This window comes from Alloprevotella sp. (genome assembly GCF_057240785.1).
This window is the reverse complement of sequence record NZ_DBHHRH010000026.1, coordinates 20,840-35,620: the sequence shown is the minus strand read 5'-3', so window position 1 is coordinate 35,620 and position 14,781 is coordinate 20,840. Positions and strand designations below refer to the sequence as shown.

General features: G+C 39.5%; 11 protein-coding genes. 7 read left to right on the top strand and 4 right to left on the bottom strand.

Annotated elements, in window-relative coordinates; all coding sequences use genetic code 11:
* Nucleotides 1-5: 5 nt before the first annotated feature.
* The 7 genes from obgE (at nucleotide 6) to ACO4R2_RS05865 (ending at nucleotide 8,034) form a co-directional block, all read left to right on the top strand.
* On the top strand, nucleotides 6-1,157 hold the full coding sequence (gene obgE, locus ACO4R2_RS05895; RefSeq protein WP_311490948.1) for a GTPase ObgE: 1,152 nt from the start codon (nucleotides 6-8) through the stop codon (nucleotides 1,155-1,157).
* Nucleotides 1,150-1,908: a peptidoglycan editing factor PgeF gene (pgeF, locus tag ACO4R2_RS05890; RefSeq protein ID WP_311490947.1), complete on the top strand. Its 759-nt coding sequence runs from the start codon at nucleotides 1,150-1,152 to the stop codon at nucleotides 1,906-1,908. Before obgE ends, pgeF begins: the two co-directional genes overlap by 8 nt.
* A gap of 44 nt (nucleotides 1,909-1,952) precedes the next feature.
* Nucleotides 1,953-3,956, top strand: a complete 2,004-nt coding sequence (locus ACO4R2_RS05885; protein WP_484769541.1) for an NAD(+) synthase — start codon at nucleotides 1,953-1,955, stop codon at nucleotides 3,954-3,956.
* Nucleotides 3,943-4,494, top strand: coding sequence for a hypothetical protein (locus ACO4R2_RS05880; RefSeq protein WP_484769540.1), 552 nt, complete (start codon nucleotides 3,943-3,945; stop codon nucleotides 4,492-4,494). The genes ACO4R2_RS05885 and ACO4R2_RS05880 overlap by 14 nt, the downstream gene beginning before the upstream one ends.
* A 491-nt stretch (nucleotides 4,495-4,985) precedes the next feature.
* Nucleotides 4,986-6,485 carry a Do family serine endopeptidase gene (locus ACO4R2_RS05875; protein ID WP_484769539.1) on the top strand — a complete coding sequence of 500 codons (1,500 nt, stop codon included), beginning with the start codon at nucleotides 4,986-4,988 and terminating at the stop codon, nucleotides 6,483-6,485.
* Nucleotides 6,486-6,626: 141 nt separating this feature from the next.
* Nucleotides 6,627-7,808 carry a phosphoribosylaminoimidazolecarboxamide formyltransferase gene (locus ACO4R2_RS05870; protein ID WP_347719276.1) on the top strand — a complete coding sequence of 394 codons (1,182 nt, stop codon included), beginning with the start codon at nucleotides 6,627-6,629 and terminating at the stop codon, nucleotides 7,806-7,808.
* A 16-nt stretch (nucleotides 7,809-7,824) separates the two neighbouring features.
* Complete coding sequence (locus tag ACO4R2_RS05865) at nucleotides 7,825-8,034, top strand: hypothetical protein (RefSeq protein ID WP_311490942.1); 210 nt, start codon at nucleotides 7,825-7,827, stop codon at nucleotides 8,032-8,034.
* A 432-nt stretch (nucleotides 8,035-8,466) separates the two neighbouring features.
* Here ACO4R2_RS05865 and ACO4R2_RS05860 read toward each other — a convergent pair whose 3' ends face one another.
* From ACO4R2_RS05860 to ACO4R2_RS05845, 4 genes are all read right to left on the bottom strand, one after another.
* Complete coding sequence (locus tag ACO4R2_RS05860; RefSeq protein WP_311490967.1) at nucleotides 8,467-9,639, bottom strand: OmpA family protein; 1,173 nt, start codon at nucleotides 9,637-9,639, stop codon at nucleotides 8,467-8,469.
* Nucleotides 9,640-9,853: 214 nt separating this feature from the next.
* Nucleotides 9,854-11,671, bottom strand: a complete 1,818-nt coding sequence (gene mutL, locus ACO4R2_RS05855; protein ID WP_484769538.1) for a DNA mismatch repair endonuclease MutL — start codon at nucleotides 11,669-11,671, stop codon at nucleotides 9,854-9,856.
* Between the two features lie 23 nt (nucleotides 11,672-11,694).
* Nucleotides 11,695-13,407, bottom strand: coding sequence for an OstA-like protein (locus ACO4R2_RS05850; protein WP_311490969.1), 1,713 nt, complete (start codon nucleotides 13,405-13,407; stop codon nucleotides 11,695-11,697).
* A gap of 11 nt (nucleotides 13,408-13,418) precedes the next feature.
* The gene (locus ACO4R2_RS05845) at nucleotides 13,419-14,771 is read right to left on the bottom strand and encodes a peptidylprolyl isomerase (RefSeq protein ID WP_311490970.1); all 1,353 of its coding nucleotides are present in this window, start codon (nucleotides 14,769-14,771) and stop codon (nucleotides 13,419-13,421) included.
* Nucleotides 14,772-14,781: the final 10 nt, after the last annotated feature.

The following is a 14,781-nucleotide window of genomic DNA, read 5'->3' as shown; positions in this document are numbered from 1 at the left end:
AAAATATGGAATCCAACTTCGTTGACTACGTAAAAATTTATTGTCGTTCTGGAAAAGGAGGACGCGGCTCGATGCATTTACACCGTGCGAAGTATCAACCAAATGGTGGTCCCGACGGAGGAGATGGAGGACGCGGTGGAAACATATATTTAAGAGGAAATCACAACTACTGGACTCTTCTCCACCTGCGTTATGAGCGTCATGTTTTTGCTGGACATGGTGGTAATGGCGGAAAATCTCTCCTGCATGGTGCCGATGGGCAAGACTGCTATATAGATGTCCCTTGCGGCACAGTTGCCTACGATGCTGAAACAGGTAAATATATCTGCGATGTTACAGAAGATGGACAAGTCGTGATGCTGCTAAAAGGTGGGCGTGGCGGAAAAGGCAATTGGCATTTCCGAACTGCTACTAATCAAACACCACGTTATGCACAACCCGGAGAACCGATGCAAGAGATGATGGTTATCCTGGAATTGAAGTTACTAGCAGATGTTGGCCTCGTTGGTTTTCCCAATGCAGGTAAATCCACTCTTCTCTCTTCAGTTTCTTCTGCAAAGCCAAAAATTGCCAATTATCCTTTCACCACGATGGAACCGAGTCTAGGCATTGTCCCCTATCGTGACAACCAAAGCTTTGTTATGGCAGACATTCCTGGTATCATTGAAGGAGCTGCCGAGGGAAAAGGACTAGGACTTCGCTTTCTCCGTCATATTGAACGTAATTCTCTCTTACTGTTCATGGTTCCTGGAGACTCTGATGATATCAAAAAAGAATACGAGGTACTCTTAGGTGAGTTAGAAAAGTTTAATCCTCAGATGCTCAATAAGCACAGAGTCTTAGCAATCACTAAATCCGACCTCTTAGACGATGAGCTTATTGATTTGCTGAGTGTCGATTTGCCCACAGATCTTCCAGTCGTATTCATTTCAGCAGTTGCGGGCAAAGGAATCCAAGAATTAAAAGATTGCCTTTGGAAAGAACTCAATAGCGAGAGTAACAAATTACAAGCTGTTTCTGAAGGAGGGAGTATCATCCATCGCGATCGTGAAGTACGTATTTTAGATCAAGACTTTGAGGAATGGGAACCCGACTTTGAGGAAGAAACAGATGAAGACATTCTTGACTTAGAAGACATAGAAATTCTTGATGACTGAAACTGATATTTTTGAGTATTCGCTTGACAATAGAGTTCGAGCATTCTCTACAACAAGAAAAGGAGGAGTAAGTACAGGAAACTACTCCTCCTTTAATATATCTCACTACTGCAACGATAGGCTCAAGAACGTGCAAGAAAATCGCAATCGACTCAGCCTACTACTTGACATTCCTAGTGAGCGTATCATTGTACCACGACAAGTTCATCTAACAGCAGTACAAGCTGTTACATCACATACAAAGAATACAGATCTAGAAGACATAGATGCTGTTATCACCAATGAGAGGCAATTATGCATTGGTATATCAACAGCCGACTGTGTTCCTATCCTCCTCTACGATACAACAAAACAAGCAATCGGTGCAGTTCATGCAGGATGGCGAGGTACTGTTGGAAAAATAGTTTGCAAAACCATTCAAAAAATGCAAGAGCATTACAACTCATTTCCTCAAGACCTCAAAGCTATTATAGGTCCAAGTATCAGTAAAGAAGCCTTCGAAGTCGGTGATGAAGTATATGATGCTTTTGCTACTGCAGGCTTTACGATGTCGGAAATTGCAGAACGTCGAGAGAAATGGCATATTGATTTATGGGCAGCAAATTTTAAACTTCTAGTTGCAACAGGTGTAAAAATGGAAAATATTTCTGTTGCAAACATTTGTACCTACAATCACTACGATACTTTCTTCTCAGCACGCCGTCTTGGTATAAACTCAGGTCGAATATACACAGGCATTCTATTAAAGTGATGAGTTTTTCATTATCTTTGCGAATTTAAAACAATAAATTACTTATGTACGGATTTATCAAAGTAGCGGCGGCTGTCCCTAGCGTACGAGTAGCTGACTGCAAATTTAATACAACACAAATTGAAGGTATGATGGCTCGAGCTGAAGGGCTCGGCGTTGAGATTATTGTATTCCCCGAACTCTCTATAACGGGCTATACATGTCAGGACCTTTTCCAGCAGCAAATTCTTTTAGAAGAGGCCGAAACCTCTCTATTAAAAATCATGGAATTCAGTCACAACCTCAATATCACAACCATAGTGGGCCTGCCGCTTGCTTATGACGGTATGCTGCTCAACTGTGCTGCCATTATACAAGGAGGAAAAATTTATGGTATTGTACCAAAGACATACATTCCTAACTATAAAGAGTTCTACGAAGCTCGTTGGTTTAGTTCTGCTTCTCGCTTAGGACGACAAGAACAAATCAATTTCTTTGGCCAGCAGATTCCTTGTGGTGATCACCTCTTGTTCAATAACGGCCGATTCACCTTTGGCGTAGAAATATGTGAAGACCTTTGGGCTACGATACCCCCCAGCTCTAAACTCTCCTTACATGGTGCAGAAATCATCTTTAATCTAAGTAGCAGCAATGAACTTGTAGGGAAAAATGCGTATTTAAAAGGACTTATCAGTAATCAGAGCGCACGCTGCATCAGCGGCTATGTCTATGCCGGTAGTGGTTATGGGGAAAGCACACAAGATATCGTCTTCAGTGGTCTTGGCTTTATTGCAGAAAATGGACATATATTAGAAGAAGGCAAACGCTTCTCTATGCAAGAACAGCTCATTGTCAGTGAAATCGATATTGATAGTCTTCGACAAGAACGCCGTGTTAATACCACGTTTGCCTCTGTAAAGGACTTAATGCAGCAATCTGACAAAGGTACCTACTTCCAATTTGAGATGAATCCTACAATTCTTGATAAAGAGCGCTTCACTCTGACACGCAATATTCCATCCCACCCATTTGTCCCTAGTGCGGACAAAATTGACGAATGCTGCGAGGAAATTCTCAGTATCCAAAGTGAAGGCTTAGCAAAACGTATCGACCATACTCACGCCGAAACGGTGGTTATAGGTATTAGCGGAGGCTTAGATTCCACATTAGCGTTACTCGTTTGCGTAAATGCCTTCGACAGATTGAAAAAGAATAGAAAAGGCATCGTTGGTATCACTATGCCTGGTTTTGGTACTACAGACCGTACTTACACTAATGCCATTAACTTGATGAAAGGGTTGGGTGTTACCATAAGAGAGATCGGTATAAAGGATGCCTGCAATGTACATTTTAAAGACTTAGGAATCGACCCAGCAAAGCACGATGTTACTTACGAAAACAGCCAAGCACGCGAACGTACACAAATCCTTATGGATGCTGCCAATCAAATGAATGGATTTGTAGTCGGCACTGGAGATCTAAGCGAACTGGCTCTAGGATGGGCAACTTACAATGGCGATCAAATGTCTATGTATGCCGTCAACTCTTCTATTCCTAAAACGCTAGTTTATCATCTTGTAAACTGTGTGGCACAACATGTTGAAGACGAACATATCAAAAGTACACTTCTCGATATTGTCAATACCCCCATTAGTCCAGAACTTATTCCAGCAACTGCTAACGGAGAGATTCTCCAAAAGACAGAAGACCTCGTTGGTCCATACGAATTGCACGACTTTTTCATTTATCATTTCTTACGCAATGGCTTCCGGCCAAGTAAGGTTTTCTATTTAGCACAAAAGGCGTTTAATAGCAGCAATAGAAACTCATCTACTTACGATGATGCAACCATTCTAAAATGGTTACAAACATTTTGCCGTCGTTTCTTCAGCCAGCAATTTAAACGCAGTTGTCTCCCCGATGGTCCAAAAGTAGGAAGTTGTTCTCTCAGCCCTCGAGGCGATTGGCGTATGCCTTCTGATGCTTGTGCAGCTCTTTGGTTGGAAGAATGCGAAAATTTAAAAGAACAAATCAATCCTATTACGCAATCAAACAATGAGAACAACTAAATCTGTGCTTCTTGCATTATTCCTGAGTGCTCTTTGGATCTATACCTGCCCCCTATTTGCACAAAAGAAGCCAATTTTCTTTGCGAGAACAGTTATTGAGTCCCCCACGCTCATCAAGGGTGATAGCATGTTGGTTTCTATAATTCTCTACTCAGATGCCGACTTACAACAGATACGCTGTAACACACAAACACTCAAGCTAAAAAATGCCACTGTTCGCCGACTCAACTTTAATCGCGATGAGACACTCGGACTTCGCAACTATAAAGGACAAACATTCAATAGTTTAGTTTGGGCAGAATATATCATTTCTGCCAATGAGATTACAACAATAGTACTCCCCGCTTTCAAATTTGAAGGAATAGCAAGAACCTATATCCCGTCTCAACAAGCATCTCCTTTCTTAGGATGGTGGACTCCTAAAGAAATCAAAGACGTTCATATAAAAACAGTTACAGAAAAAGTAAAAATTCCCGTTATTCATAAACCACAAAAGACAACAAAAGAATTACTCCAATCAAAAGAGTTCACGCTCTAATTCTCTGACATACAATTTCTATAGACTTATAAGAAAGTAGGCTATCAACGTTTAATTATCGCCGATAGCCTACTTTTCTCTAAATATATAGACGATTTCTTCATAGGGAAAAAATCACTGGGACTTCTAAAAAATACAGAAAGCATACAAATATCCTTATTGCATTTTCAAACGCAATAAGAGTATCAACTGGCATCCTTATTGTATTTTCAAATGCAATAAGAATATTTACGTTGGGTAAGTAGTAATATCATAAATAAAGTAACTACAACGAGTAAAAATAGAGCAAGAATGGAAAAGAATTATCAAAATCAACACTAAACGCATCAATCCAGCAACTTAAAAATTAAATTTGTTAAAAGAAAAGGCCGTTTGATGATTTTTCAAAAATCTTTTAATACAACAGTAACAAATACGTTTATTTTTGCAAGAACAAAAACAAAAAAGAATATTACACATAACTAAATCAACATATAATAAACAAATTAATTATGAAAAAAGGATTTATGTTAGCCGCAGTGGCCTTTTCATTAGGATGGCCCGCAACGATGGTTGCTAAATCTACCATCAATGGTTCTGCACAATCAGCAGTAACTGGCACTACTGCTATTTCTGAGACAAATGCTGTACCCGCCACTTATCAAAACCTTCCAGACTTGACTTATGCCGCAGAAAAAGCGATCAATTCCGTGGTCTATATAAAAGTGACAGTGGAGGGCTCATCACGGACTGTACAATATTCTAATCCTTTTGAGGATTTCTTCGGAGACTTCTTTGGACGTGGTAACGGTGGAGATTCTCAACAAAGAACCTATAAAGAACCTGATCGCAAAGGGGCAGGCTCAGGCGTTATCCTAACAAGCGATGGGTATATCGTAACAAATAACCACGTTGTGGAAGGTGCAACAGAGATGATTGTAAAACTCAATGATAATCGGGAGTTTAAAGCACGCATCATTGGTACAGACAAGAATTCTGACTTAGCATTAATCAAAATCGAAGCAAAAGACCTACAGCCTATCACCATTGGCAATTCGGACAACCTTCGTTTAGGAGAATGGGTTCTTGCTATTGGTAATCCCTTTAGTTTAACTTCAACTGTAACAGCTGGTATTGTCAGTGCCAAAGCTCGAACTACAGGAGGAAATGCTGTAGAATCAAGCATTCAGACAGATGCTGCTATCAACCCAGGAAACTCTGGTGGTGCTTTGGTCAACGCACGCGGAGAACTTGTGGGAATCAACAATATGATTTATTCGCAAACAGGTTCCTACTCTGGTTATGGTTTCGCCATTCCCGTAAGCATTATGAACAAAGTAGTGGCTGATCTTCGAAAGTTTGGAACAGTGCAACGCGCTTTGATGGGAATTAGTGGCCAAGACGTTATCAACTATATCGATGCACAAAAAGAAAAAGGAAAAGAAGTTGAACTGGGTACAACCGAGGGAGTTTACGTTGGCGAAGTATCTTCCGATGGCGCTGCACATGCTGCAGGAATCAAAGAGGGAGATGTTATTACAGCTGTGGACGGCAAGAAAGTAACCAAGTTTGGAGAACTAAACGAAATCTTAGCTAATCATCGTCCTGGTGATAAAATCAGTGTAACATATCTTAGAAACAAAAGAAATACAACAACATCTCTCACACTTCGCAACCAGCAAGGCACTACCACAGCTGTTGAAAATATCGATGATGAGCAGCTAGGTATAGCGCTGAGAAAACTCACGGCTAGCGAGAAAGAAGAGTTGGCACTCAGCCATGGACTTATGGTAACAGCCGTACGCGATGGTAAAATGAAAGAAGCAGGAATCACTAAAGGTGTCATTTTAATGCGCGTCAATGATAAGGATTTGAACTCTACTGATGACTTCTATGATGCTGTGAAGCGTGCAAATATGTCAACGGATCGCGTCCTATGGATTCGCGCAAAAACCCAGACAGGATATAACAAGAGTTTCACCGTTGAATTGAGCAACCCAAAGAAGAAATAAAAGAATATTTCAATAAAATAGATATAGCGGATTTCCGAAGATTTCATCTTCGAGGAATCCGCTTTTGTTTTTGTTTCCTGAAAAAGAATTATCGCACATTTTTCACTAACTTCGCAACGAATTTATCATTCAATCTTCATTATGCAAGAATTGGCTTTAAAGTATGGTTGCAACCCCAACCAAAAACCTGCCCGTATTTTTATTAAAAACGGAGAACTCCCTGTTACAGTACTTAATGGTCGACCTGGCTACATCAACTTTCTTGATGCACTCAATGGCTGGCAACTTGTAAAAGAACTCAAAGAAGCTACAGGTTTTCCTGCTGCAGCGAGTTTCAAACACGTTTCGCCTGCAGGAGCCGCCATCGGATTACCACTAGATGAAACACTTCGTAAAATCTACTGGGTAGATGATGTGGATTTCGAATTAACTTCAATAGCTTCTGCCTATGCGAGAGCCCGAGGTGCTGACCGTATGTCATCCTATGGTGATTTTATTGCCCTGAGCGATACCTGCGATAAAGCTACTGCTCTACTTATCAAGCGAGAAGTGAGTGACGGTGTCATTGCACCAAGTTATACAGAAGAGGCTTTAGAGGTTCTACGCGAAAAAAGAAAGGGTACATACAACGTTATTCAAATCGACACAAACTACAAACCTGAGCCTATTGAGCAGAAACAGGTCTTTGGAATCACTTTCGAGCAAGGACGCAACGAAGTTGATTTGACAAGTGATAACCTCTTTGATAATATTCCAACAAACAATAAGGATTTATCGGAAGAAGCAAAGCGTGACTTAAAGATTGCACTAATCATCCTAAAATACACACAGAGTAATTCGGTCTGCTATGTAAAGGATGGACAAGCAATCGGCATTGGTGCAGGTCAACAGAGCCGAATTCACTGTACAAGACTAGCAGGAAATAAGGCTGATATTTGGTGGCTTCGCCAGCATCCTAAAGTGATGAACCTACCTTGGGTGGAAAAGATAAGGAGAGCAGACCGTGACAATACTATTGATATATACATCAGTGAAGAATGGGAAGATGTTCTTAAAGATGGAGAATGGCAAAAGTTCTTCACAGAAAAGCCAGAGATGTTGACGCGAGAAGAAAAGAAAGAATGGATTGCAAAGAACACTGGAGTATGTCTAGGCAGTGATGCATTCTTCCCCTTTGGAGACAACATTGAGCGCGCTCACAAAAGTGGTGTTGCTTACGTTGCTCAAGCAGGTGGCAGCGTAAGAGACGATCATGTCATTGCTACTTGCGATAAATATGGCATTGTTATGGCCTTTACTGGTATCCGTCTTTTCCATCATTAAACAAGGATGAAATAAAATGAATAGACACGTAGGAGAAGAAGAAGTTCAACAAGCCATCACTACTGGAATAGTCTTTAAAGGTTCGAAGCTTTCAAAAAAGAGCGGAGAAGCCAAAGTGAAAACTAAAGCTAAGAAGAAAACCTATATAACAGGCTTACACGGAAGTGGTGCAGCAAAAAAGAAAGCAGATATCCGCAGACGCAGAGCTAATAGGCATAAAGCATAAAAGCAAGCCCCTCACTGAGATTCATAAATCTTTTTGAGGGGTTTTTATAATAAATAATTCCAAATTAATTGAACTCGAAAGGCAGCAAAATCAATATAGCACAAAAGCTAAGGTAGAATAGGAAGAGAAAAACCTAAGAATTTCCTTCTATATCTAAAGATAGTGTATCTTAGATGAGAAAAATTAACTGTATTGTAACAACATATTGCTACAGGGCTTACACAAACATTTCTATAATTTCTTTTTGCTTAAAAGTCATTAGATCATAGTTTTTAATTTGCTTAGGATTTGGGACACTAGCAGTGATTGTGGTTAAAAGGCAATACACTATCCGTTTGCGTGTGAGAAATACGTGTGATTTATAGTATAGACAGAAAAAATAAAAAGGGACACCTTATAAAGATGCCCCTATTAGAACTTTAGATGTTGCAATTACTTGATCTTCACTGTAGCACGGCGGTTGTAGCTGAATGGATTAAGCGTATTTACGCCACCTGCAGCAACAGTTTCGATATTGCTACGACTCACACCCATCTTAACAAGTTCATCAGCAACAGTATTAGCACGGTTCTGAGAGAGCTTCTGGTTGAGAGTTGCAGAACCTGTCTTACTATCTGCATAACCCGTTACTACAATTGTAGAATTATTTTGCTTAGCGTAGTCAGCAAGTTCCTTAACATTTACGAGATCCTTGCGACTAGCAATCTTGCTACTACCAAGGTTGAAGAATACTGACTGAGCCGTTGTTACTGTCTGAACTTCTGTTTTCGTAATGGTTTCACCACCCTTAGGCTGGTTAGCAAGCATATCGCGAAGACGTGCATTCTCATCCTGTTGCTCTTTGAGAGAAGCATTCAGAGCATCCATCTGCTCCTTGTTCATTGCCATCAAAGCATCAACATCGGGTACCTTATCCCAGTTGCTCTTACCCAGGTTATAAGTAAGACCGACAGCAACACCGAGGTTCTTATCCCAGTGACGAGCGCGACTCTTCTTATAGTTAGCCCAGTTGTCTACAACTCCATACTTCGTTGCCTTGTCAACAGTTCCTTCCCATGCATTTGCATAAACATCAACGAAAGCAGAAAGGTGATTAGAGAGACGGAAGTTGTTCAACAAACCAGCTTGATAAGAAATATCATAATTATGATCTGTCATGCTATGAACCACACCAATACCTGCATAAGGTATAAAGTTCCAAACACGTTTCTCATTATAACCACAGAAGATGTTAGAGAGATTAAACATTACATCCTCGTGGATATTCCAATAATTATACGTTTTGTGGTTGTTCTCAGAAATTACACGATCAGCCCAAACACCTTCAAACTTCGTACGGAGACCGAGGCCAGGAGTAAACCATTTACCAACAGCGACATTGAAACCAAACTCACCACGAGCCTTCTGGAAGGGATCAAACTTTAAACCTTTAACTTCTTCTGAAGAATAGCTAGCCTGATACTGACCACCTACACTAATGAACCAGTTTGCCCAAAAAGAATTGGTAGCAACGCTGTACTTTTTGGTAGGAACTACATTGTAGTCCTGAGCCATGCTTGACGTAGCAAGACCTACGAAAGCAAGTGCAATCATTAACTTTCTCATACTTATTTTTATTTTAGTGAAACATTAATATCTGAAACTTTATGTGTTATGATACACCTATTATTTAGGTGCAAAGTTAGATAAAGTTTTATAGATGTATCTAACATATTTGTACTTTTTTCATAAAACGCCATTTTTTCATCTATAAAACAAGCATTTGTAAGGTATTTATATCAATAAAATACTAAACAAATGACTAATTTACAAGATATCGTTATAAGAAGAGAGCATCGACCTGTTCATTTTGCAATATTGAAAGTGTAGGTAGTCCATCTGGTGTATAATTGGGCATGGAACAGGAAAACAACTGTGAAAGGAGATTCTCCATTTGATTCTTATCGAGTAATTCTCCAACGGGCATCGCACTTTTCCGAGCTAAGCCTAATGCCAAACGATGAGCAATATTCTCTCCAATTGAGCTAGAATCAGTAGAACTAACCTCTAACAATTCGTGTACTAAAAACTCTGGATCAACACCTGCTGAATCTGCTGGGATACATTTAATTGTATATACTTCATCTGTGTTTGAAAACTCAAAACCAAGCGCTTTTAAATTTTCGACAACTGTATTAAATTGGATTTTCTCAATAGGTGTAAGATGAAGAGTAGGAGGAAATAAAATACCTTGTGGAGTTCCCTTATGGCCTTTTAACTGCTGACGAAATTTATCATACAGAATTCGAAAATGTGCACGATTCTGATCAACAAACATAAGACCGGACTTCACACTGACAACTATGTAACGCCCACGAAACTGCAGATAGTTCGTTCCAGAGAACTCAGTAACAGACAAAACTTCATTTATTACAGCCTGAGGTTGTTCTATTTTTTGGTCCCACAAAGAGGGCTGTTTTTGAACAGAACTATTCAATCCAAAAGCACGATTATATTCTTCTTCCCATGAAGTTTTACGAGCTACAGACTCTTTGAATGGATTAAAGGTATGGTCTATATGAACACGCGGTTGCTGTACAGGTATTGTTTCATCAAAGACTGGTAATTGTGGGCGATTAGCGGTATCAAAGTCAATAGTTGGAACTGCATTAAACTTGCTTAAAGCATCGCGTACTGCTGCCAATACAATTTGCCAAAGTTCTTGCTCATCTTGGAATTTTATCTCTGTCTTTGTCGGATGAATATTGACGTCTATCCGATGAGGATCTACTTCGAAATTTAGAAAATAAGGAACTTGCTCATTCTCAGGAATCAAACGCTCAAATGCACTTTGTACTGCTTTTGAAAAATATGGATGGCGCATATATCGAGCATTAACAAAGAAATACTGACGAGCCCCTTTCTTACGCGAACTTTCAGGACACCCCACAAAACCTGTTATTTTTGCCAGTTCTGTATCAGCATTAACAGGGATCAATTGTTGATCCATCTTACGCCCAAAAATACCAGAAATTCTCTGACGAAAATTACCACTGACAAGGTCGTGCATCAAAGTTCCATTAGAATAAAGTTTAAATGAAACTGCAGGGTGAGCCAAAGCTATACGCTCAAACTCTTGAACAACATTGCTCAGTTCTGTTTGGTTAGATTTTAAGAACTTCCTGCGTGCCGGCACATTAAAAAATAAATTACGCACTAGAAAGTTTGCACCAATAGGACAAGCAATTGGTTGCTCGTCTTTAAATTTCCCTCCCTCTACTTGTAGACATATTCCTATTTCTCTTTCTTTCTGACGAGTACGCAATTCCACCTGAGCTACAGCAACAATAGAGGCTAAAGCTTCTCCGCGAAATCCCATTGTACAGAGATTAAATAGATCTGATGCCTCCCGAATCTTAGATGTCGCATGACGCTCAAAAGCCAAGCGAGCATCAGTTTCGCTCATTCCTTTACCGTTATCAATAACTTGAATACTTGTTTTTCCAGCCTCTACCACATAAACTTGTATCAAAGTAGCACCTGCATCAATAGAATTTTCCACCAATTCCTTAATAACAGAGGAAGGACGTTGAATCACTTCTCCTGCGGCTATTTGGTTGGCAACAGTATCTGGCAATAGATGAATAATATCACTCATTATCTTCTTATTTGTAGTATACACTATTCTTTAGAAAAGTCCTTTTCTTTAGAGAAGTGTTGTAAAGGAGGCTCCCGACGTGGCATTATTTTTAATTCAGTACCTTTCTTTTTCCCTCGCCAAGTAAACAAATCATTTTTATTTAGAGGGCGGATATAATCAAACCAAGCAAAATTTGACAGCTTCGTTTTGTCTGACGGAGCAAGTGCAGCGGGATATACAGTTCCTGTTGTTGCAGGGCCCCAAATGCGCTTCAGTTTCTTATTAGCCAAAGTCATACGCAACTTGGAGGTTTCGGCATAGACTACATTATCTAAGATACTATCCTTATCAAGAGGATAATATACGATGCAAACATTTCCTTGGACTTCGTTATGATCCATTTGCCCATTTATAAAATAACTCCGCATTTGTTGCCCCGCTATTTGATTATAGACAATGGCCGAGTCCGTTTGCAACTGTTCGACAAGTAATGCTTGGCGATCAACATGTATACTGTCTATCGTTGAATCGTTCGTGAAGACATTAATCTCTTCACCCAACACTTGTCGGTTGTCATTCCACACTATCGGATCACGATAAAGTGTAAGTAACTTCTTTTGAGAATTAAAGACAAGAGAATCACAAACAGCTTGCACATCATTACGGAAAGAGCGAACATGAAAATATCCGTGAAGAACACGATAAATATTTTTTGTGTCTTTTGTTTTCGGCTTATTTGTCTCTACATCATAGGAATAAAGGCGAAGAGTATCTGCATGAACAAAGAGCGTATCTTTGCCTTGAGAATATTCTTTTGCTAAAGCATGTCCCGTAGCCATTGCTATCCCAAAAACTTCATGATACTCACCATAGTCTCCCATCAACTGACCTCTATTCTTTTTATCCTCGTAGAAGACATGTCCAAAAACTTTCATTTTATCATTCTTCCCATAAACAAGAGAATCTCCAAGTAAGCGACTCTCATAGTCAGTTATCCGCCCATTATGAGTGATCGCATTATGATATAATTCTGCACGCTTAGACCTATTAGACAGACGATATATTTCTTTTTCTGAATTGTAATACCCTCGCTCTGTATATACCACGTCTTTATCATGATATATATTGGATGGTCCTTGAACTTCAGCCCATTTTGTACGGACATTATAGTGCAAGGTATCTGTAGTTAAGGTAAACTTAGGATTCTTCAATTTTACATTAAAATTAAACGAAGCTTTTTGTTCACCTAAATAATACTCTCCCCAATCTGAAGTCAAATCATTTTGCCCATCGACAAGTCGCCCTCCATTAAAGAAATAGCCCACATCATAAAGCCGATCAAAATTCAAACTATCAGTCATCAGAATTTGCTTACGATGACGTAAAGTAACGTTGCGACGCATTTGTGCCAACATCGCCTCGCCGTCATAATAAAGGTGTTCACCAACCAAGGACATTGTATCGCCTTGCAATATACGCACATGTCCAAAAGCTTCAAAAGAATTGGCAGCTTGAAAATACACAGCACTATCTGCATACATATTCATATTCCCCTGTCGGAAATGAACTTTTCCACTCAATCGTTGTGCATTAGGTTGTTCAAACTCATTATATCGTAGGTTATCAGCATGAACTAAAAAGATACGTTCATTTATGCTTTTCTTAGGACGTGCAGCAAAAGCGTCAAGCCACAAAAGTCCTAGTATTGAAACTAGGACTAATACACATATTTGTTTTTTTCCTTTCCTCTTCATAGTGACTCGTGTCACTTCATCCACTTATACTTAAAGTCACAATTACGCCAACCTGGCATAATACGCACATAAGTCTTCTGTGCTTTATCTTCTATCCACTCGTCTATCTTATCTTGACACTTCTTGCCATAAACAACTGAACGAAGGAGTTGGAAGTCTTCAGTAACATTAGCTCGATGAGCATCAATACGCTCTTTCAACTTTACAATCGCACAAACTTTCTGTCCTTTATCATTTGTATAAGTGAAAGCTTTAGATATTTCTCCTACTTTTAGTGTATCAACAACTTTAGCAATATCCGCATTCAAATCTTTCAATTGAACACGAGCTGAGGATGAATTGTTCTCACGTGAGTAAAAATTCATTAAACCATTGTTGTTGCGCGTATCTTTATCATCGGAAAGAGTTCTAGCAGCAGCTTCAAAGGTAAATGTGTGTTTACGAATATCTCCTGCAATAGAATCAAGACGTGCGCAACTAGTAACAAACTGACTATCAGGTATCTCTGGTTTTAGGAGGATATGTCTACAATTAACTCTATCTCCTCTCTTATCAATCAATTGAATGATATGATAACCAAATTCTGACTTTACAATTTTAGACACTTTCTTTGGATCGTTTAAACTAAATGCTACATTAGCAAATTCAGGAACTAGCTCCCCACGAGCTTTGTAACCAAGTTCTCCACCATTTCTTGCACTCCCCTCATCTTGACTATAGAAGCGAGCAAGCGTTGCGAATTCAGTTTCGCCAGTATTAACACGCTGTGCATAACCACGTAATGTATTCTCAATTCGTTCTACTTCATCACGACTAACACGTGGTTGAGATGTTATAATTTGCACTTCAACTTGTTCAGGAACAAAAGGCAAGCTATCCTGCGGAAGCTTTTGGAAATAATTTCGTACTTCTGAGGGAGTTACCTTTACACCACTTACTAATTTACGTTGTACTTGATTCACTCGATCTCTATCTCGTGCTAAGCGTTTTTGTTCTTCACGCATCTGCTGATAGCTTTTATGGAAAACGGCCTCAATAGCTTCGCGTGAACCATAAGCTTGCATAGCTCTATCCATTGTTTCATCAGCATCGGCAATAACCGTGGCCTCATCAGCATACAAGCTATCTATATCTGCTTGATGAAGAAACAATTTTTGAACAGCCAATTGTTCTGGAATTGTACAATAAGGATTGGTAATTGTCTGACGACTTTCTTCCATTCCTAATCTCATTTCTTCTACATCTGAAAGGAAAATAGGTTCATCACCAACAACCCAAACCACTTGGTCCACTACATTATTATTGTTCTGCGCCCATGTTGTCATAGCTGCGATGCACATAAGCATCAGTAATATCTTTTTCATAAAGGTAAGC